Raw genomic sequence first — 21,280 nt, 5'->3', positions numbered from 1 at the left:
ATTTCTCTTTTAAGCTATATAGTTCTTTGTAATGCAACGAAAATTATTAAAATAAATTATTTTTTTTGTTGAAAATAATTTTGCAAAAGGTTTATAATGATGACAAGAAATTTTAAGAATAGTCATTTTCAAGTTTGATTATTCTATGATAGGGGTGTTGAACCTGTCGAACATTCAATCATTGTGTAGTCAATATACAAACTTATCTTCAACAGATATAGAAAAGTTATTAGAAATAGAAACTACACTATCCTATTATGCAGAGTTGACAGATTGCTATATGTTCATAGATTGTATGATGGAAAATCTACCACATGCAATTGTCGTGGCAGAAGCATTCCCCAAAAAAGAAAGACATTTATACGAAAAGTCTGTTATTGGGAAATTTGTTTTTGAGAGTTTTGAGCCAGCAGTATTTGCTGCTTTTAAAAATAAAGAAAAATCATCCATTTCTAGAGCCATCACACAAGAAGGTATAACAGTTGAACAAAATGTTGTCCCACTCTTTAATAACGAGCAACAGGTTATTGCCGTGTTGATTCAGGAAAAAAAGGTGGAAATGAAAACAACACCAAAAGATGATTTTCAAAATATGCCCTTTGCTTTAATTGAGCATATTGTAGAACCGAATTCTCAACCAATACCAGTTGTTTCGGATTTGCTAGTAGAATCTATAATTCTTACCAATCATGAAAACAAAGTAATTTATAGTAATCCTGCAGGCTATCGATTTATCTCAGAGCTTTCGGGGTTAGAACGTTTTGACAATGTTGCATTGAATAAGATTTTGCCATTTTTACAAGAGGTATATGATAAAGGCGATGATGTCTTTTTCTTAGAAATTACGATTGAGCGTAAATCCTTCATTGTGAAAAAAATTCCTATTCGTAGTCAAAATGATAAAGTAACACTTCTCATTATTCATGATCTGACAGAGCTAAAGCTGAAAGAGAATGAATTGATGATGAAAACATTTGCTATACGAGAAATTCATCATCGTGTTAAAAATAATTTACAAACAGTTACAAGCCTATTGCGTTTGCAAATGCGAAATGACTTGTCAGCTTCAAGTGCAAGTGCTTTTCAAGAGGCATTAAATCGAATATATAGTATATCATCTGTCTATGAACTGATTTTAGAGAATGAGGATAATGCGGAAGAGAAAGTAGACGTTATCGCGTTATCTAAGAAAATTGGACATAAGATGGTGGGTACCTCTAATACACCATCTATTCAATTAGTCTTCCATCACGAAGACATTCAGTTATTCTGTCATTCGAAGAAGGCTGTATCCCTTGCGCTAATCATTTGTGAGCTACTACAAAATGCATTGAAATATGCTTTTGTTGGTCGTGAGGAAGGTATAATCGACATTCAATTTTTACAGGATGCATCTGTCATTTCACTTCATATTTCTGACAACGGCGTTGGGATGCAAGAGGTGAAGGCATCATTTGGAATGGAGATTATAACAAGACTTGTTGAATATGATTTAGCTGGCACATTTTCAATTATCCCTAGTGAAGAAGGTACGCATACTCAAATTCAGTTTCCTGTAAGTGAGGAGGTATTTATCCTAAATGACTAGGAAAGTAATGATTGTCGAAGATGAGTCACTTATTGCCATTGATTTAAAATTTATGCTTGAAGATAATGGCTACGAGGTAGTGGCACAAGCAAACAATGGAGAATCGGCAATTGAGCTGGCTTTTGCACATGAGCCACAGTTAATCTTAATGGATATTAAAATGCCCAAACTAGACGGATTAAAGGCTAGCAAAATTATTGAACAGCAATTGGGAATACCAGTGCTATTTATATCAGCCTATAGTGAAAAAGAATTGCTTCTATACATGAAGCAAGACAATATTTTAGGATATGTCATGAAACCGTTTTCTGAGAAAAATGTCCTTCCAGCGTTGGAGGTGGCATTTCATCAAATTGATAAATTCAACCGTTTAAACGGAGAATTACTGCATAAACAAACAGAATTAGAAAAACGCAAAATTATCGAACGTGCAAAAGGTTTACTGATGCAGTCAGAAAATCTTAGCGAGGACGAGGCGTATAAAAAAATTCGAAATGAGAGCATGCAGACTCAACAGGAAATGGTGACAATCGCGAAACGAATTATTAATACCTTACAAGTAAATAGTTGAAGCAAAGACGCTTTAAAGAGAATTCTTCTTTAAGGCGTCTTTTTTTATATAAATTTATCAAAATCAAAGGGGTGATGAGTAAGATGGCAATGATAGGAACGATTATCGTTTATATTATTATGATTTGTGCTGTTTTAGGGGCGATCGGAGCAATTCGGGATGCAGAGTATGGGATTGGTAAGGAATTTATGAATGGTATCCATACAGTTGGTCATATTTTCGTACCAGCGGCAGGGATCATGGCAGCTATACCTTACTTAACATGGTTTATTAGTCATTTTATTAGTCCGATTTTTGAATTGATTGGTGCTGATCCTGCAATTGCAGCAACAACCATTTTAGCTTCGGACATGGGAGGCTACCAATTAGCCAATGCTTTAAAAGAGTCATACGAGGGATGGGTAATGGCTCTAGTTGTTGGATTTATGTCAGGAGCAACCATTGTATTCTCAATTCCGATGGGACTTGCGATGTTAGATAAACGTGATCATAAATATATGGCGTTAGGTATTATGGCTGGCGTTTTAACAATTCCGATTGGTGCGTTTATTTCATCCATTATGATTGTGCTGTTTAATACAGAGGTTCGTGAAGTAATTAGTACAACAGAGGCACCAACATATGTATTTGCTATTTCTGTGTTACAAATTTTAATCAATTTATTGCCTTTATTTATTTTCGTTATCTTAATTGCATTAGGACTAAAGTTAATTCCAAATGGCATGATCAAGGGCTTTATGATTTTTGGTCGCGTTATGGATGCTGGTATCAAGCTTGTACTTGTGTTCTCTATTGTAGAAATTTTCACAGGAATCTTTACGAAGGTTTTTGGAGCATGGGGCTTTGATCCGATTATGGCAGATGAGATTGATCAATTCCGAGCGTTAGAAACAGCTGGGTATATCGGTATTATGCTAGCGGGTGCATTCCCAATGGTGTACTTAATCAGAAAATATGCTTCTAAACCTCTAGAAGCAGCAGGGAAAAAACTAGGCTTATCATCAGTTGGAAGTGCAGGTATTTTAGCAACCATTGCTAATATCTTGGCAATGTTTACACTGATTCGTCATATGCCTCCTAAAGATAAGGTCATTAATATTGCCTTTGGGGTTTGTTCAGCATTTTTACTTGGAGATCATTTATCGTTTACGGCTAACTTTCAGCCAACCATTATTTTACCTGTTATTGCAGGGAAGTTTTTAGCTGGTGTTATTGCGATTATTCTAGCCTATAAATTATCTGTACCAACAGCTTTAAGATTGGAGCAGGAAGATCGCGAGGCAGGCATTATCAAAGAAGGAGAATACCTAACAGATACTAAGTCTTAATAATTGTAAGAAAGAGGTGATGACGTGTGAGTGAAGAAAAAAAGCGATTTATACAGGAGTTTGTGCCCGGGAAGCAACTAACATTAAGTCATCTAATCGCTAATCCAGATCCTGATATGTTTCAAAAACTTGGAATTCAAGAAGCAGGTGCGCTCGGCATTATGACATGTACACCTAGTGAAACAGTGATTATTGCTGGTGATTTAGCCACAAAGTCGGCCAATGTAAAACTAGGCTTTCTAGATCGCTTTACAGGTAGCCTAGTGATTGTTGGTAGTGTCTCTGAGGTGGAAATGGCGATGTTAGAAATTAATCGTTTTTTATCAGAGATGCTCGGCTATACACCATCAAAAATAACAAAGTCATAGGATGTGCTGCCATATGAAAAATCGAGTAATGATAATAGGCGGTGTGCAAGCAGGTAAGTCGACGCTAATGAACGCATTATTAGGAAAAGATAGACAAGCCCAAAAAACACAGGCACTCGTTTTTGATGACTGGATTGTAGATACACCCGGAGAATATATTGAAAATCCGATGTATTACCGAAATATTATGGCCACATCACTTGAAGTGACGCATGTGATTTATTTGCAGGATGCAACTTCATCAAGGAGTGTTTTCCCTCCACAATTTAGCTTAGGCATTCCAAAGATTCAAATTGGCGTGATAACAAAAATTGATGCACCTCTTGCTGATGTGGATAGAGCAACCGCACTATTACAAAAGGTCATGACACATGGTCCTATTGTCAAAACCTCTTCATGGCAAAATCTTGGTATTGAGTTGATTGCACCACTTATTGAGCTCAATACTGATGAAGAAATTCGCCAATTTGTCAAGGATCGTGATAGCCCTTATCTCATGTATAGCCCTTAACGGCGAGAGGGAGGAGTAAGTTGAAGACAGAAAAAATTTATAGTGCAGGCATTGATATTGGAACTAGTACAACAAAAATGGTTGTTAGTAGTTTTCTGTTGAAGAATGTTGCGGGGATAACACATGTACCACGGATAGAAATTATTGAAAAAAAGGTGTTACATCAAAGTCCTATTATTAAAACACCATTTATCAATCATGAAATTATTGATATGGAAAAGATCGAACAATTTATATTTCAGCAATATCAGCTTGCTCACATCTCACCAGCAGAAATTTCAACAGGTGCCATTATTATTACAGGTGAATCTGCTACGAAGGAAAATGCCAGTGAGGTTATTCATGCAATTTCAGACTCAGCCGGTCATTTTTTAGTGGCAACTGCTGGGCCTGATTTAGAAGGAATTATTGCTGCTAAAGGTGCAGGTACAGTACAACAGTCCAAAAATACTGCTAAAGTCATTGCGAATATTGATATCGGTGGCGGTACCGCGAATATTGCGGTTATACAGTTTGGTGAAGTTATTGGTACATGCACACTTCATGTTGGTGGGAGGCTCATAGAATTTCATGATGGTAAAGTTCAATCGATTTCACCACCAATTAAGAAGCTGATGGAAAGGTGGTCACACCCTTTACAGCTTGGTGATTCAGCTAGTGATGCTCGTGTGGCACAGCTAATTCAAGAATTGGTAAGCACATTAGTAAAAACGCTAAATGGTCAATTAACAGATGAGCAACATCCATTACTGTTAGGTCATTTACCAAATTGGATTAAGCCAGTTGATGCTATTGTCTTTTCTGGTGGTGTAGCTTCCTGTATCTATGAAAATAATTGTACACAGCGTCAGTATGATGATATCGGCGAAAGTTTAGCGGAAATATTAGTACAACATGAGCAGCTACAATCATTTTTATGGCTACAGCCTGAAGAAACTGCTCGTGCAACGGTAACGGGTGCAGGTATGCAAACAACAGAAATAAGCGGAGCAACCATTCAGGTGGATGAAGATGTACTACCACTAAAAAATGTGCCAGTATTCAATTGCCATATGAGTACAGCTACAAAAGCATTTGATGAGACGGTAAAGATGGCAGTGGAAAGAGCAGATGCCTTATTTTCCACACAGGACAATCGTTCACCATTTGCCCTCTATTTTAGCGAGTTACCGTATTTAAACTTTCATGATGTACATGCATTATGTGAGGCCATTTTACAGCACTTGGCAACAAGATGCTCCAAGGAAATACCAATTATCATAGTCATTCAATCAGATTATGCAAAGATTATTGGGCAAACCATTCACGCAATTAATTCAACGGTTCCAATTATTTGTATTGATCAAATTAAAGTGGAGACTGGTGATTACATCGACATCGGAGAGGTTCTGCCATCTGGCGTTGTTCCTGTTGTTGTAAAAACTCTTGCCTTCCACTCAAAGTAAGGAGGATGAATGTGAATCTATCGGTGATATTTGGTGGAGAAAAATACAATTTTAAATCATTAAAAGATGTCATGGCTAAGGCCAATGAAGAAAAATCAGGCGATCAGCTGGCTGGTATTGCAGCTGAAACCGTTCAACAACGTATCGCAGCAAAGGCTGTGCTAAGTGAGCTTTTAGTAAAGGATATCCGAGAGAATCCATTAGTGCCGCAAGAAAATGATGAAGTTTCACGCATTATTGAGGGCGACATAAATGAGCAAATATACGGAGAAATCAAAAACTGGAGCATTGAGCAGCTACGCGAATACATTTTATCGAATGATACTGGTGATCGTGAGTTAAAGCGTTTAAGCAAAGGCATGAATTCTGAAATTATTGCTGCTGTCACGAAGCTTATGTCCAATTTAGACCTAGTCCATGCAGCCAATAAAGTAGAAATATTGTCAACTTGTAATATTACGATTGGACAAAAGGGCACTCTTTCATCTCGATTGCAGCCCAACCATCCAACAGACAATATAGACGGCATTATTGCCTCCCTAAAAGAAGGTCTGTCCTATGGTATTGGGGATGCTGTTATCGGCATAAATCCAGTGGATGATTCTGTTGAAAGTGTCAAAAAAGTTTTAACTGCCACAAAAGAATTTATCAATGATTGGTCGATTCCTACTCAAAACTGTGTGTTGGCACATATCACAACACAAATGAAGGCCATTAAGCAAGGAGCACCAGCGGACATGATTTTCCAAAGTATTGCTGGAACAGAAATAGCTAACCGTTCCTTTGGTATTTCTGCTGACTTAATTAGGGAAGCAGAGGAGCTTGTTAAGAAGCAAGGCACTGGTACTGGTCCGAATTTATTTTACTTTGAAACAGGACAGGGCTCAGAACTTTCAGCAGAGGCACATATGGGAATTGACCAAGTAACCCTTGAATCACGTAATTATGGATTTGCAAGACATTTTAATCCTTATATCGTTAATACGGTTGTTGGCTTTATTGGACCTGAGTATTTATACAATAACAAACAGGTTATACGTGCTGGTTTAGAAGATCACTTTATGGGCAAAATGCACGGCATCCCAATGGGTGTTGATATTTGTTATACAAACCATATTAAGGCAGATCAAAATGATGTTGAGGATTTAAGTGTTTTACTAACAGCGGCTGGTGTCAACTTTATTATTGCTGCACCTATGGGCGATGATGTCATGCTGAACTATCAGTCAATGAGCTTCCATGATGTTGCTACATTACTTCAAACATTTGGTAAAAAACCAGCGCCTGAATATTTGGCATGGCTTGAGAAAATGGGCATTTATGAAAATGGTCGTCTTTCAGCAAGAGCGGGCGATTTATCTTTATTTGAAAGGTAGGTGAGTCCATTGAATGAACAATTAGTATCAATGATTACACAGCTTGTGGTAGAAAAGCTGGGGAATAATGTGTCAGATAAATCTATAAATCAGACAATTGTAGAAGCTGAGGAACCGAAGGAAACACTTATAAAAATTTATGATATGGCAACAAAATGGCCAGAGGGAGTGCCAAGTTCAATCGAATCAAATGAACCATTAATTAAGCTTTATCAACAAGAATCGTTCCAGCAAGAGAGTTCGCATGACAAAGAAAGTTACTATGAACCTGCTTATAACGAAGCAGCTATTCAACCCTTTAGCTTTGAAGCAGATGAAGTGTCAGAAAGTGTACAAGCAGCAAAACAACATACTCCTGCAAGAATTGGTGTTGGCAGAGCTGGAACAAGACCTAAAACAAAAACATGGTTAAAATTTCGACTCGATCACGCAGCAGCAGTAGATGCGGTTTATGGTGAAGTGACAGAGGGACTGTTACAAAAGCTGAATGTCTTTCAAGTGACAACAAAGGTAACAGATAAGGAAGAATACATTACAAGACCAGATTTAGGTCGTCGTTTATCAGATGACGGAAAAGCATTGATTCAATCCAAATGCAAACAAAATCCAAAGGTTCAAATTATTATTTCAAACGGGTTAAGTGCTAGTGCGATTGAAGAAAATGTGCAGGATGTTTATTTAGCGCTACAGCAAAGTCTTAGCAATTTAAATATTGAAATTGGTACGACATTCTATATTGATAAAGGGCGAGTGGCATTAATGGATGAAATTGGTGAGATTTTACAGCCCGAGGTCATCGTTTATTTAATTGGTGAGCGTCCAGGACTTGTATCAGCTGAATCAATGAGTGCTTATTTATGCTATAAGCCAAGAATTGGCACAGTAGAGGCTGAGCGAATGGTGATTTCAAACATTCACAAAGGTGGTATCCCGCCATTAGAGGCTGGAGCGTATCTAGGTACAGTCGTACAAAAAATCCTGCAATATCAGGCGAGTGGCGTAGATCTTGTCGCTAAAGAAGGTTAGGAGGCCAAAAGATGATACCTCAAAAAATAATGGCACAAATTTTGGCGATGCAAACAATTCCAAGAGTGAATAGTGAATTAGCAGAGCAGCTAGATTTAAAGCCAAATCATCATAGTATTGGGCTTGTAACATTAACAATTGATGATGTTGGCTACGTTGCCTTAGATGAGGCAACAAAAAAAGCAGCTGTAGAGGTTGTCTATGCGAAAAGCTTTTATGCAGGAGCAGCCCATTCATCTGGACCATTGTCAGGCGAAGTCATAGGTATTATTGCTGGAAGCTCACCTGATGAAATTCGTAGTGGCTTGGATGCTATTCAACAGAAAATTCAATTTGATACGTATTTTGAAGCCATTAATCACAATGAAAATCATGCTCTTTTTGCTCATACCGTAGCTAGCTGTGGGTCCTATCTTGCAGAACTAGCAAATGTAGAGGTGGGTACAGCGCTTGCATACTTAATTGCCCCACCACTTGAGGCTGTAGTTGGTTTAGATGCAGCCCTAAAGGCAGCAGATGTTGAGCTAAAGGTTTTCTTTGGCCCTCCCTCTGAAACTAATTTTGGTGGCGGTTTATTAAGTGGAAGTCAATCTTCTTGTGAAGCAGCAGCTAATGCTTTTAGAGAAGCCATTGAAAATTTAGCAAGAAACCCAGTGATTTAGAAAGGAGTCGGCTTTATGTCTACATTAGATAAAGATTTATTAGCAATTCAGGAAATGAGAGATGCCGTTAAACATGCCAATACAGCCCAAGCTGCCTATATGCAATTTTCTCAGCAGCAGGTAGACAGTATTGTCAAAGCTGTTGCCGATGCAGCATTTAAAGAAGCGGATTGCTTAGCTAAAATGGCTGTGCAAGAAACAGGGATGGGTATCCCAAATCATAAAAAGATGAAAAATGAAGTGGCTTCAAGAGATGTCTATGAGGATATTAAAGAATTAAAAACAGTTGGTATCGTAGGCTATGACCGTATGAAGAAAGTTGCAGAGATTGCTAGTCCCTTTGGAGTGATTGCAGGTATTGTGCCAACGACAAATCCAACATCTACAGCCATCTTTAAAACGCTAATTTCATTAAAAACAAGAAATGGTTTAGTGCTTAGCCCACATCCATATGCTGTGAAATGTACGAAAGAGGCTTTAGATATTTGTCGAGTAGCTGCTGAGAAGGCAGGTGCACCAGAAGGATTGTTGCAATGCTTAACAATGTCTTCAATGGAGGCTACGCAGCAGCTAATGAAGCATCCAGATATTCACTTAATTCTAGCAACTGGTGGCGGAGCATTAGTAAAAGCAGCCTATAGTTCAGGAAAACCCGCTTATGGGGTAGGACCAGGAAATGTTCCAGCGTATATTGAAAAGTCTGCGAACATTCAAAAATCCGTGCGACAACTTGTGCAAAGTAAGTCATTTGATAATGGCACAATTTGTGCAACAGAGCAGGCCATTATTGTGGATAGGGTGATTGCTGAACAAGTACAGACGGAATTAAAGAAAAACGGTGCCTATTTATTAAATGCTGAAGAAAAAGTTAAAATGGAAAAGTTGATTTCACCTGTTCCTGGAAAGGTAAATCCACAAATCGTCGGTAAATCAGCTACTTGCTTAGCGGATTCAGTTGGCATCACTGTACCAGAGGATACAAAAGTACTTGTTGGGTTGGAAACGATGATTGGTAAAAATATTCCGTTTTCGCTTGAAAAACTATCACCAATCTTTGCTCTCTATATAGTAGAAAACAGTACAGAAGCGAAGCAAGTCATGATTGACCTATTAAATATTGGTGGACGTGGACATTCATGCTCGATTCACACTGAAAATGCAGCATTAGCTGAACAATTCTCTGTTGAATTACCTGTCTCACGTATTGTAGTCAATACATTATCATCTATCGGTGCGGTAGGTGGCACAACAGGATTAGCACCATCATTTACATTAGGCTGTGGTACATTTGGCGGTAATATCACGTCGGATAACATTACAGCAAGACATCTAATTAATATTAAACGTATGGCTTACGGTATTAAGGATGTAGAAGTACCAAAACCAGAATTTGAAGTACAGTCAGTCGTAGAGTCGGTTGTAGCACAAGAGCCTGCTCTCGATACAACAATGGTTCAACAAATTGTCGATCAGGTATTAAAACAAATCACATTACAAAATAAATAATTTGGAGGAATGACAAATGAGTACAGCATTAGGAATGGTAGAAACAAAAGGTTTAGTAGGAGCAATTGAAGCAGCAGACGCAATGGTAAAGGCAGCAAGCGTTAACTTAGTAGGAAAAGTACATGTTGGTGGCGGTATCGTGACAGTTCTTGTACGCGGAGATGTAGGTGCAGTAAAAGCGGCAACAGATGCAGGTGCAGCAGCAGCTCAACGTGTAGGTGAGCTTCTATCAGTACATGTAATCCCACGTCCACACCACGAATTAGAAATGATTTTACCAAAAGCTGAGGCTTAATTTTATCAGCAATGGGAGCTGATCCCAAAAGGATAGCTCTCATCTTGTCATCAAGTAACAACAATTCATGAAATATAGAGGTGGCTAATGTGACTACAGCGACAAAAACATTTCCAGTGGCCATATCGGCTCGTCATATCCATCTAAGTGAAGCGGATTTACAGGCACTTTTTGGTCCAAATGCGACACTAACAAAGGAGTTTGACCTATCACAGCCAGGGCAATTTGCTGCGAAAGAGCGTGTCTCGATTGAGGGATCTAAAGGCATTATTCATAATGTCCGTGTACTGGGTCCAGTAAGAGCAGCAACACAATTGGAAGTAAGCCGAACAGATGCAATGAAGCTAGGTGTGACACCTCCTTTAAGACAATCAGGTGATATTGACAACTCGGCAGGCATTAAAATTATTCATCAAGATAAAGAGTTAGTTATTCAACAAGGTGTAATCATCGCACAAGCACATATTCATATGACAGAAGAAGATGCTAATGCATTGGAAGTGCACAATAATGAATTAGTATCTGTGGAAGTAGTAAGTGATCGACCTGTTACATTCCGTGGTGTTGTCGTACGTGTTTCAAATGACTTTAGCCTTGAAATGCATATTGATACGGATGAAGCAAATGCTGGTTTTATTGAACAGCAAGCACAAGGAAAATTAGTAAAAATATCATCATAAGGAGGAGGCAAGATGCAAGAAAATTTAGTACAAAAGATTGTGGAAGAAGTTCTGCAACAAGTCTTAAAAAATCAATCTTCCCCTCTACATGACGGTAAAATTCCGATTGGTGTATCCGCACGTCATGTTCATCTTGCGCAAGCAGAGGTGGAACAGCTATTTGGTGAGAATTATCAGCTTACACCAAAGTTTGAACTATCACAGCCAGGGCAATTTGCTGCGGAGGAAACAGTCGTAATTGCAGGTCCAAAAGGGTCGATTGAGCGTGTACGTATTCTGGGCCCAGCTCGTTCATTGTCTCAAGTGGAAGTGAGCTGGACAGATGCCATGAAATTAGGAGTCAAGCCACCATTAAGAATTTCAGGTGATATACAAGGCTCTAGTCCAATTACATTGATTGGTCCAAAAGGGAGTGTTGTGTTAAATGAAGGTCTTATTATAGCACAGGCACATATTCATATGTCCCCTACGGATAGTGCGAGATTCAATGTAGTAGATGGACAATCAGTACAAATCAAGGTAGAAGGTATCCGCCCGATGATATTCTCGAATGTGGGAATCCGTGTGTCAGAGCGTTATCGACTAGAGATGCATATTGATACAGATGAGGCAAATGCAGGTTTAATTCAACAAGGAACACTTGCTGAAATCGTTCATCATCAGGTCAATGAGCAACCGATTTCTGTGAAAGAGCAGTCTCTAGTCGTAGCAAAAGTAGAAAAACCATCTGTCTATCATTATGACAAAAAGCTACTTTCACAAATAGAAGTGCTAGAAATAGAAGCGTGCGAAATTGTTGTACCAAAGAAAACCATTGTGACAGCATTGGCTTATGATAAGCTGCGAGAGTTAAATAAAACATTAACGATCCGTTCAGAGTAATAAGACAATCCGTGTAGCATAAAGAGGGTGAAGTTCATGCAAATGGGAAGAGTGATAGGCAGTGTATGGGCAACACGCAAGGAGGAAGGGCTGAATGGTTTAAAACTTCTAATCATTCAACCGATTGACTCCAATCAACAGCCGATTCGCACAGAAATTGTTGCAGCTGATCGTATAGGAGCGGGGATTGGTGATGATGTGCTTATTACAAGTGGTGGATCATCACGCTATATTATGAAAGAAAATCCGTTACCAATCGATGCAGTTATCATAGGTATTATTGATTCTACTGAAGTGATGCGAGGTGAGGAAAATGAGTAGCGCAATTGGAATGATTGAGACGAAAGGATTAGTTGGTTCTTATGAGGCAGCCGATGCGATGATTAAGGCTTCTGATGTCACTATTGTAAAGCAAGAATTTGTTGATGGTGGGATTGTTACGGTTGTCGTGAAGGGTGATGTCGGCTCTGTACAAGCAGCAGTTGAAGCTGGCAAAGAGGCAGCAAAACGCGTTGGAGAGTTATTAGGTGCTCATGTTATTCCAAGACCTGATGAAGATGTTTTTCAAATGATTAAGGGACCAGAAGCTCCAAAGAAAAAGCCAGCCCCAGCAACTGCATCTACATCAGCACGAGCTAAAAAAACAACAGATACTGTAGCAACAGATAATCGAGGTGAAGCATAATGGCATTTCGTAAAAGTAAAATAGCTGTTATCGGAGCTGGTCATACTGGCGCAACATTAAGTTTATTTTTAGCACAGAAAGAACTAGGTGATGTTGTCCTGCTCGATATTCCAGAAGCAGAAAATCCAACAAAGGGTAAGGCGCTGGATTTATTACAAACAGGACCAATTGAAAAATTTAATGTATCTGTAAAAGGGACAAGTAATTACGAGGATATTGCTGGCGCTGATATTGTCATAATCACAGCAGGTATCCCACGTAAACCGGGCATGAGTCGTGATGATTTAGTGACAACGAATGCAAAAATTATTCAACAAGTTTCAAGACAAATTAAGCACTTTGCACCTAATAGTATCGTTCTTGTATTGAGTAACCCTGTTGATGCGATGACATATGTCTGTTATAAAGAAACAGGCTTCCCCAAAAATCGAATCATTGGTCAGTCAGGCGTATTAGATACAGCACGTTTCAACACTTTTGTGGCTCAGGAGCTTCATATTGCCCCAGAGGATGTTTCAGGCTTCGTATTAGGTGGACATGGTGATGAAATGGTACCATTAATTCGCTATTCCTATGCTGGTGGTATTCCATTAGAAAAGCTAATTCCACAAGAAAGGCTACAGCAAATCGTGGAACGCACACGTAAAGGTGGCGGAGAAATCGTTGGGTTGCTAGGGAATGGTAGTGCTTATTATGCACCAGCTGCTGCATGTGCACAGATGGTCGAAATCATTATGAAGGATCAACGTAAAATAACTCCGTCAATTGCTCTTTTAGAAGGAGAGTATGGGTACTCCGATTTATTTTTAGGGGTACCGACAATATTAGGTGGCAATGGCATTGAATCTGTCATTGAATTACACTTAACAAATGAAGAAAAAACAGCGCTCGATCAATCAGCAGAGGCTGTAAAGCAAGTATTAACCATCTGTCAAAACATTTAATAAGGGAGGTCAGAGACCCTATTAAATGCTACCTTATGGATATATAGATCCCCAATATATATCGATAATAAATTTTCATGCTAAACTGTTTGATTGGAAACCGAACATTACACTTGAAAGCTAGTAAAATTTCCCCGAATTTATATAGAATAGGAAGCTCTCTTTGATCGTTGAAAACGATGAGGAGAGCTTCTTTTGTTTTGGATGGAATTGCTAAAGTAATGGATTGAAAAAGCAAAGTGACGGATAGAATCATTAAAATGATGGATAAAACGTTCTTAATCAGATGACATTGCCAGTCACATAAATCTTGATTGACTTTGCCCTAAGGGGAAGGTGTATAAATGAATGGAGTGAGGTGATGTTGTGCTGGCAATTGGGGAATTTTCAAAAATATGTGGTGTTTCTACAAAAACTCTTCGATATTACGATGAGATTGGATTGATTAAACCAGATGGGATTAACGCTGAAAATGGGTATAGATATTATTCGATTAGGCAATTAAAAAGAATGCTTTTTATCAACAGATTGAAATCCTATCATTTTTCACTAGAAGAAATTAAAACGATTTTGGAGTTAGAAGAGGATCAGTCCGAAGAAAAGCTTTGTACTGCTCTTCATCGCAAAAAACATGAAATACAGGAAAAGCTAAAGTCGTTTGAATATCTTTTACACCAACTAAAGCATGATATTTCAGATTTAGAAAAGGGTGTACCTATCATGTCATATCTTGATGATATTGAAGTACAGCTAGTAGAAACAAAGCCAATGAACATCTTATTTAAGCGGCTAATGATGAGAAGTGATGATTACGAAGTTGGATATGTGAGGTATTTTAATGAGCTATATGAAAAGATTGCGACAGAGAAGCTTACATTACTTGGTAAGCCGATGACGATTTATCATAGTCCTGAGTATAATCCTGTGGGCAATGATACAGAGTTTGCTATTCCGATTAAAGAGGTTGTAAGTGGGGCGAGAGATTTGCCAGGTGGACTTTGTGCCAAATCAATCTTAAAGGGGGCTTATCCAGAATTAACTTCTGTATATGCTAATTTAATGAAGTGGATGGATCATGAGGGCTATGAATTGATATTGCCACCATATGAAATATATATCACAGACCCAAATCAAACAAAGAATTCTGAGAATTATGTGACAGAGGTGTATTTTCCTATAAAGAAAAAATACTAGGAGGTTCCTATGCAAACAACTATTAATTGGCAAGAAATAAAGCCAGAAATCGTCAGAATGAATAGTGAAAAGCTTTTAAAGCTTGAATCAACAATTAAAAGTGACTATAGCAATATAAATGGTCTTGTAATTGTTAGAGATGGCTATTTAGTCTTTGAAAAGTATTTTAATGATAAAGGGCAAGATGATGTCCAGCATGTAGCATCTGTTACAAAAAGCGTTATATCTGCACTTATCGGTATTGCAATCGAGGCAGGATATATTCAAAGCGTTGAACAGAAGGTGCTGGATTTTTTCCCTGAATATAATGCTGTAGAACCGTACAAACAACAGATTACGATTCGCCATCTTCTAACTATGACAGTACCATATCCGTTTGAGGACTGGCATGAGCCACTTGATGTTCTATGCCAACAACAGGATTGGGTAAAGTATACGCTTGATATAATGGGGGAAAATGGAGATTTGGGAATTTTTAAATACTCTTCAGCAGGAGCCCATTTACTATCAGCCATTCTAACTCAAAGTACTGGTAAGAGCGCTCGAGCGTTTGCAAATGAGCATTTATTTAAACCTCTTGGTATAAAAGAAATTCCCAACTACTCAATGAATGCCTATGAGTTTGAGGATTTATTCGGAAAAAGCGTGAAAGGTTGGGTGCATGATCCAAACGGTATTTCTACAGGAGGGTGGGGGCTAACCCTTACAACACGAGATATGGCACGTTTTGGTTATCTTTATCTAAACAATGGCACTTGGGGGAATAACGGCATTCTTTCTGAAAATTGGATAACAGAATCAACAAAGGGGAACCAAAATAATTACGGCTATTTATGGTGGCTAAGAGAGGAAGATGACATCTTTACTTATTCTGCAATGGGGGATGGAGGTAATATAATTTGTTGTATACCTAAGCTGAAGGTGGTGGTCGCCATTGCATCAGAATTTATGATGCAGCCAAAGGATAGATGGAACTTTATTAAAGAGCATATACTTCCTATGATGCATGATTAATTGATTAACATTTCAATAAAGCCCTTTCTGTTAGGGCTTTTTATAATGGCAAATAAGTTTTTAATTTAATAGTTTCTTATACTTCCACAAAGTCCACAATATACAAAATTTTCGAAAATATGATAAACTTATAGCGTGAAAAAGGAGGATGATAGCATGACTGTACAACAATTTACAGACTATGTGAAAAAAATGAAGCATTATGAGGAAGCACTGAATGTGATTTATTGGGATATGCGTACAGGTGCGCCCAAAAAAGGATTGGCTCAACGCTCAGAGGTAGTTGGAACATTATCAGCCTCCTTATTTGATATGCAAACTAGTGAGGAATTAGGAGAGTTATTAAATACACTAGAATCTAAAAAGGCCGATCTTGATTATGTAACCCTTCGTTTAGTGGAGGAGGTACGTAAAAATTACGATCAAAATAAGAAAATACCACCAAATGAATATAAAGAATACGTTATTCTACAATCTAAAGCAGAAACAGCTTGGGAGGAAGCGAAGGCAACCGATAATTTCGCTTTATTTCTACCTTATTTAGAACAAATCATAAGCTGTCAGAAGAAATTTATTGACTATTGGGGCATAAAAAACGGCTCTCCATATAATACCCTTCTAGATTTATTTGAACCTGATATGACAACAGATGTGCTAGATAATGTCTTTGGTGAATTACGTGAAACAATTGTGTCACTTGTACAAAAAATCGGAGCTTCACCCAATAAACCAGAGACAAGCGTATTATTTAAGCATTTCCCTCGTGAGTCACAGCGTGCACTATCACTAGAAATGCTAGCACAGCTTGGCTATGATTTTGATGCAGGACGTTTAGATGAAAGTGTACATCCATTTATGATTGGCTTAAATCACGGTGATAATCGTATTACTACAAAATATGATGAAAACGATTTCCGCTCTGCGATTTTTGGAACGATTCATGAGTGTGGTCATGCGATGTATGAGCAAAATATCGATGAAAAGCTAGATGGTTTACCGTTAGCAACGGGTACATCAATGGGAATCCATGAATCCCAATCGTTATTTTATGAAAACTTTGTCGGTAGAAATGAAAAGTTTTGGGAGCATAACTACGAGCGACTACAGCACTTTTCACCAGCACAGTTTGAAGATGTGGCATTAGCTGATTTCCTTCGTGCCATTAATATGGTGGAGCCTTCCTTTATTCGCATTGAAGCGGATGAACTGACATATCCATTACATATTATGATTCGTTATGAAATCGAACGTGATTTATTTAATGGCAATTTGCAGGCGAAAGATCTACCGCAAATATGGAATGATAAGTACGAGGAGTATTTAGGTATCCGACCTGTAACCGATGCACAGGGGGTATTACAAGATATGCATTGGTCTGGAGGCATGTTTGGTTATTTCCCATCCTATGCTTTAGGGATGATTTATGCTGCACAATGGAAGCATGCCATGGATAAAGATATTCCAAACTTTGATGAGCTATTGGAAAAGGGGGAGCTCATCCCGATTCGAGAATGGCTTACAGACAAGGTCCATCAATATGGTGCTTTGAAAAAGCCATTTGAATTACTGCAAGAGGCGACAGGCGAGGTCTTAAATGCGAACTATTTAGCAAACTATCTACAAGACAAGTACACAAAACTATATAATCTTTAAAGAAAAAGCGATTTCTCTGAATTTGAGAAATCGCTTTTTTCTTACCACAGCTGGTAGCCTTTTGAGCCTGGTGGTGAATTCGAAATAATATCGATAATTGGAACTGTGTAAGCAAATAAAATTAATGCGACTAAAATAACAAGCCATACTTTAAAGTTTTCTAAAATAGCTGGTGTTGGACCACTTTGTTCATGTACATCACCGACAGGGAATTCTTCCTCACCCTTAGGTGCAAACCAAGCTAATTTAACCACAATATAAATAATCACTAGGATCGCGATAAAGAGAATAGTTCCGCCCACAGCCTGCGCAATTTGATAAGGAATCCAATCATAGGCTTGCGGAGCGCCGCCATATTCTGAGTAATCTGAGCGACGAGGAGCACCAATTAAACCTGCAATATGCATTGCTCCAGACATAATTGTCATACCAACAGCCCATAAAATTCCTGCAAAATTACTTAGGTTATTTAACGATTTTGTGAGTGTGCGACCTGTTAAATGAGGTATTAGCCAAAAGGCAGCACTAAAATAAGTTAAAACAACAGCTGTTGCAATTGTTAAATGGAAATGTCCAGTCACCCAAATTGTATTATGAATTAATTGGTTCATTTGGTAGGATGCATTTACTATACCACCTGCTCCCCCAGGAATAAATGACACCATACCGATAAATGGTACAAAGAAGCGAGCGTCCTTCCATGGTAATTTTTTAAACCAACCGAAAAGCCCTTTACCACCTAATTCACGACCACGTAATTCGAACATGGCAAACATAGAGAAGGCTGTCATTAAGGATGGTACGATTACCGCAAATGTTAAAACAACTTGAATAAACTTCCACGTTCCATCAATACCTGGCTCTGTTAATTGGTGATGGATCCCAACTGGAACAGAGAAGATTAAAAATAACATAAATGAAAGACGTGCTAATGAATCTGAGAAAATTTTCCCACCAATTACTTTTGGAAGGATAACATACCAAATCATATAAGCTGGTAATAACCAGAAGTATACGAGGGCATGACCGAAATACCAGAATAATGTACGTGATAATGCTACATCCACACGTTCGATAAAACCTAAAGACCATGGAAGTAGCTGGAATAGTACAGAAGCAGCGACACCTAATGTTGCTACGAACCACATTAAATTATTTACAACAACCATAAATGATAATAATGGGCTACGTTGTCCGCTTCCTTTGTTTTCTTTCCGCCATTGTGCGTATCGTAAAATTTGACCTGCGCCGCCAACCCAAGAACCAACCACGACTAATGTTAGGCCAAGATAGAAAATCCAATGAGCTTTTAATGGAGCATAAAATGTATATAAAACAGTTGCTTTGTTCAGTAAAACCATTGCAGCAGCAGCGGCTGTGCCAATCGTCATTAACCAGAATCCGATCCAGCCTAAACGACGTTGACTAGCTGAAAAAGTTCCTGAAGTACGACTAACACTAGCAATCTGGAAACCGTAGATAAAGAATGTTGTTAAAATAAGACCAAGTAATACACCATGTACAGTTAAAATTTGATAATAACCTATGCCTGCTGGCAATGTAAATTGACCAGAGCGTACGAAAACCTGTAATAATCCTGCAAGACCACCTAATAATAATGCGATAAATGCCACATAAATATGTGCCATTGCTAGCTTCGCATCACGACGATCCACCTTTGTCAAATTATTATTTAGACTCATTTGGATCCACCACCTTTAGCATAGAGTGCATCATCGTATGTCCAGTACCACAATACTCATTACATACAATTAAAAACTCGCCTACTTCATTTACTTCTGTTACATATTCAGAAATGTAACCAGGCTCAAGCATCATGTTAATATTTGTACCTGCAACCTCAAAGCCGTGCATCACATCTTCACTTGTTGCGATAAACTTAACTTTTGCTCCGAGTGGAACTTCAATGACAGGAGGATTGTAATAAAATGCAGAAGCTAAAACAACAACCTCATAATCCCAATCCTTACCTTCCACTTTATGAACGCCTGGATTATCAAATGGCGCAAATTCCTTTACCTTTTCATAATCTAGTGTTTTTTTACCATTGTTCGGATGTGAGCCTTGATGGAATGCACCGATGCCGAGAATAATAAGGAATGCTACTAAAGTAGCAACCCCGAACACAAGCCAATACTTCTCATACTTATGTATGTGCATATGTCTCTGTCCTTTCTTAGTAGATTAAAAACGTCCGATGAACAAATCGAAGCAGTACACCCAAAGCAAGATAATAATGATGCCTACTCCAAATACTGCATAGAGTGAACCTTTCAAATTCTCGTCGGATTTCTTTTTATTTGCCATTTCTGCTCCTCCTCCGCTTTTTATAGTGATCTTTCTTATTGCCATAATATAAAAATAAATCTATTTTAGATGTGAAAAAAATCACACAATGGAGGGGATTGTGTGAAAAAAGTGTGAAATATAAGCCTGGATAAAAAAGAAGCTACCTCAAAAGTCATTGAGATAGCTTCAGGCATATAGAATTTGACGTTATTTTTATCAAAATTACTTATTTTTCAAGAAATTTTACTAATCAAATATTCTTATGGGCCTTTAGTGGCCACTGTTGCAAATCGCAGAACGAATTCATAAATGTCCGAAACAGTAGCATAGGATATATCATTTGGAGCAGTTGAAGATTCTCGAAATCTATGCTTCTTCCTCAATTGTTAATAGAACTGTTAGTCCACCAACACTAGGAATTGTAACAGGGAGTACAAACGCTTTTTCAAATCCGTACAATTTTGTGTTCCCAACCATCACAGTTGGAGGCGTAATATCAATTTCTAAGCTTTCTTGTCCTACAGTTGTACATAAGTTACCTGCAATCATATTGCCAAATTCCCCTGTGAAGGATTCTAACATTTCTCCCTCAAGCGGCATTCCGAACATCGTATTACCAATGCCACTAAATATTTCAGGAGAGGAATCAATGATGACACGGCCCTTTATATCTCCAATTAAGCCAATTAATACACCCATTTGCTGCTGTTGAAAAGGTTCCGAAATAATACTTGGTGTTTTCACTTCAATATCCATGGGTAGAATCGATTTTAAAGCATGAATTGTCCCGTTTAAAATAGTTTGAAAGTACTTCGAATTACTCATCATTACCGCATCCTTTTTCCGACTTTTCTACATCTTACCATGTTAAAAGGGTAAGATGAAAGTATGTCTTGACGAATTACAGGGAAATTTATATTATATTAATGAGAATGATTTTCAAATTCAATCAATTAGTACTTTTTTCTTTTCAAAACGATGTTTTTAATTCAAAATCTTTATTTAAAAGGAGCGGTCAGCAATGACTTTCGTATTTATTGGAGCTGCAGTGGTAATCTATATTGGAGTAGGAAAATACGTCATGAAACAGGCGACTGCACATTTAAAATAACAAAATGATTTTATGCCATGAAGAGCATGCTTCTATTATTGAGAAGGCATGCTCTTCATGTTGTTGAAATACTATTATGTCAATGAAATCAAGGTGACAAATTAAAAAGTATAGCCCTTTTTCAAAACGAG

At 38.0% G+C, this 21,280-nt stretch carries 23 protein-coding genes; 19 read left to right on the top strand and 4 right to left on the bottom strand.

The features are described 5' to 3' along the window. The first annotated feature begins 145 nt into the window (after positions 1 to 145). The 19 genes from AC1RNS_RS24670 (at position 146) to AC1RNS_RS24580 (ending at position 17,728) form a co-directional block, all read left to right on the top strand. Complete coding sequence (locus AC1RNS_RS24670) at positions 146 to 1,588, top strand: histidine kinase N-terminal domain-containing protein (protein ID WP_492996480.1); 1,443 nt, start codon at positions 146 to 148, stop codon at positions 1,586 to 1,588. Then, positions 1,581 to 2,159 (top strand): ANTAR domain-containing response regulator, encoded by a 579-nt coding sequence (locus tag AC1RNS_RS24665; RefSeq protein ID WP_492996479.1) that lies wholly within the window; start codon positions 1,581 to 1,583, stop codon positions 2,157 to 2,159. Before AC1RNS_RS24670 ends, AC1RNS_RS24665 begins: the two co-directional genes overlap by 8 nt. An 83-nt stretch (positions 2,160 to 2,242) precedes the next feature. Beyond that, entirely contained in the window at positions 2,243 to 3,487 is a 1,245-nt protein-coding gene (gene eutH, locus AC1RNS_RS24660) for an ethanolamine utilization protein EutH (protein ID WP_427545184.1), read from the top strand. A 26-nt stretch (positions 3,488 to 3,513) separates the two neighbouring features. Further along, complete coding sequence (gene eutS / locus AC1RNS_RS24655) at positions 3,514 to 3,855, top strand: ethanolamine utilization microcompartment protein EutS (RefSeq protein ID WP_249071697.1); 342 nt, start codon at positions 3,514 to 3,516, stop codon at positions 3,853 to 3,855. A 13-nt stretch (positions 3,856 to 3,868) separates the two neighbouring features. Next, positions 3,869 to 4,366 (top strand): EutP/PduV family microcompartment system protein, encoded by a 498-nt coding sequence (locus AC1RNS_RS24650; protein WP_492996478.1) that lies wholly within the window; start codon positions 3,869 to 3,871, stop codon positions 4,364 to 4,366. 20 nt (positions 4,367 to 4,386) lie between these two features. Continuing rightward, positions 4,387 to 5,811, top strand: coding sequence for an ethanolamine ammonia-lyase reactivating factor EutA (locus AC1RNS_RS24645; RefSeq protein ID WP_492996477.1), 1,425 nt, complete (start codon positions 4,387 to 4,389; stop codon positions 5,809 to 5,811). A 5-nt stretch (positions 5,812 to 5,816) separates the two neighbouring features. After that, complete coding sequence (locus AC1RNS_RS24640; RefSeq protein ID WP_427545178.1) at positions 5,817 to 7,187, top strand: ethanolamine ammonia-lyase subunit EutB; 1,371 nt, start codon at positions 5,817 to 5,819, stop codon at positions 7,185 to 7,187. Positions 7,188 to 7,196: 9 nt separating this feature from the next. Then, positions 7,197 to 8,213 carry an ethanolamine ammonia-lyase subunit EutC gene (eutC, locus tag AC1RNS_RS24635; protein WP_492996476.1) on the top strand — a complete coding sequence of 339 codons (1,017 nt, stop codon included), beginning with the start codon at positions 7,197 to 7,199 and terminating at the stop codon, positions 8,211 to 8,213. Between the two features lie 11 nt (positions 8,214 to 8,224). Continuing rightward, positions 8,225 to 8,875, top strand: a complete 651-nt coding sequence (gene eutL, locus AC1RNS_RS24630) for an ethanolamine utilization microcompartment protein EutL (protein ID WP_492996473.1) — start codon at positions 8,225 to 8,227, stop codon at positions 8,873 to 8,875. Between the two features lie 15 nt (positions 8,876 to 8,890). Beyond that, positions 8,891 to 10,381 carry an aldehyde dehydrogenase family protein gene (locus tag AC1RNS_RS24625; RefSeq protein WP_492996472.1) on the top strand — a complete coding sequence of 497 codons (1,491 nt, stop codon included), beginning with the start codon at positions 8,891 to 8,893 and terminating at the stop codon, positions 10,379 to 10,381. 16 nt (positions 10,382 to 10,397) lie between these two features. Beyond that, complete coding sequence (locus tag AC1RNS_RS24620) at positions 10,398 to 10,676, top strand: BMC domain-containing protein (protein ID WP_004269321.1); 279 nt, start codon at positions 10,398 to 10,400, stop codon at positions 10,674 to 10,676. 89 nt (positions 10,677 to 10,765) lie between these two features. Beyond that, the gene (locus AC1RNS_RS24615) at positions 10,766 to 11,356 is read left to right on the top strand and encodes a phosphate propanoyltransferase (RefSeq protein WP_492996471.1); all 591 of its coding nucleotides are present in this window, start codon (positions 10,766 to 10,768) and stop codon (positions 11,354 to 11,356) included. Positions 11,357 to 11,368: 12 nt separating this feature from the next. Further along, entirely contained in the window at positions 11,369 to 12,238 is an 870-nt protein-coding gene (locus AC1RNS_RS24610; protein ID WP_492996470.1) for a phosphate propanoyltransferase, read from the top strand. Positions 12,239 to 12,274: 36 nt separating this feature from the next. After that, a complete protein-coding gene (locus tag AC1RNS_RS24605) occupies positions 12,275 to 12,559 on the top strand; it encodes a EutN/CcmL family microcompartment protein (protein ID WP_492996469.1) in 285 nt (94 codons plus the stop codon). Continuing rightward, on the top strand, positions 12,552 to 12,923 hold the full coding sequence (locus AC1RNS_RS24600; RefSeq protein WP_492996468.1) for a BMC domain-containing protein: 372 nt from the start codon (positions 12,552 to 12,554) through the stop codon (positions 12,921 to 12,923). Before AC1RNS_RS24605 ends, AC1RNS_RS24600 begins: the two co-directional genes overlap by 8 nt. Further along, positions 12,923 to 13,867: a malate dehydrogenase gene (gene mdh / locus AC1RNS_RS24595; protein WP_492996467.1), complete on the top strand. Its 945-nt coding sequence runs from the start codon at positions 12,923 to 12,925 to the stop codon at positions 13,865 to 13,867. Before AC1RNS_RS24600 ends, mdh begins: the two co-directional genes overlap by 1 nt. 366 nt (positions 13,868 to 14,233) lie before the next feature. Beyond that, positions 14,234 to 15,061 (top strand): MerR family transcriptional regulator, encoded by an 828-nt coding sequence (locus AC1RNS_RS24590; protein WP_492996466.1) that lies wholly within the window; start codon positions 14,234 to 14,236, stop codon positions 15,059 to 15,061. A gap of 9 nt (positions 15,062 to 15,070) precedes the next feature. After that, positions 15,071 to 16,075, top strand: a complete 1,005-nt coding sequence (locus tag AC1RNS_RS24585) for a serine hydrolase domain-containing protein (protein ID WP_492996465.1) — start codon at positions 15,071 to 15,073, stop codon at positions 16,073 to 16,075. A 156-nt stretch (positions 16,076 to 16,231) separates the two neighbouring features. After that, positions 16,232 to 17,728 (top strand): carboxypeptidase M32, encoded by a 1,497-nt coding sequence (locus AC1RNS_RS24580; protein WP_492996464.1) that lies wholly within the window; start codon positions 16,232 to 16,234, stop codon positions 17,726 to 17,728. Positions 17,729 to 17,769: 41 nt separating this feature from the next. Here AC1RNS_RS24580 and AC1RNS_RS24575 read toward each other — a convergent pair whose 3' ends face one another. From AC1RNS_RS24575 to AC1RNS_RS24560, 4 genes are all read right to left on the bottom strand, one after another. Then, positions 17,770 to 19,431 (bottom strand): b(o/a)3-type cytochrome-c oxidase subunit 1, encoded by a 1,662-nt coding sequence (locus AC1RNS_RS24575; protein ID WP_492996463.1) that lies wholly within the window; start codon positions 19,429 to 19,431, stop codon positions 17,770 to 17,772. Next, positions 19,418 to 19,909: a cupredoxin domain-containing protein gene (locus AC1RNS_RS24570; protein ID WP_492996462.1), complete on the bottom strand. Its 492-nt coding sequence runs from the start codon at positions 19,907 to 19,909 to the stop codon at positions 19,418 to 19,420. Before AC1RNS_RS24570 ends, AC1RNS_RS24575 begins: the two co-directional genes overlap by 14 nt. A 24-nt stretch (positions 19,910 to 19,933) precedes the next feature. After that, on the bottom strand, positions 19,934 to 20,056 hold the full coding sequence (locus AC1RNS_RS24565; RefSeq protein ID WP_009370491.1) for a hypothetical protein: 123 nt from the start codon (positions 20,054 to 20,056) through the stop codon (positions 19,934 to 19,936). 348 nt (positions 20,057 to 20,404) lie between these two features. Beyond that, positions 20,405 to 20,863: a chemotaxis protein CheX gene (locus AC1RNS_RS24560; protein WP_492996461.1), complete on the bottom strand. Its 459-nt coding sequence runs from the start codon at positions 20,861 to 20,863 to the stop codon at positions 20,405 to 20,407. Positions 20,864 to 21,280 lie beyond the last annotated feature (417 nt).

The organism is Lysinibacillus sp. GW821-FHT14F06, assembly GCF_058803665.1.
The sequence above is the reverse complement of the archived record's forward strand: the minus strand, read 5'-3'. Positions and strand labels throughout refer to the sequence as shown.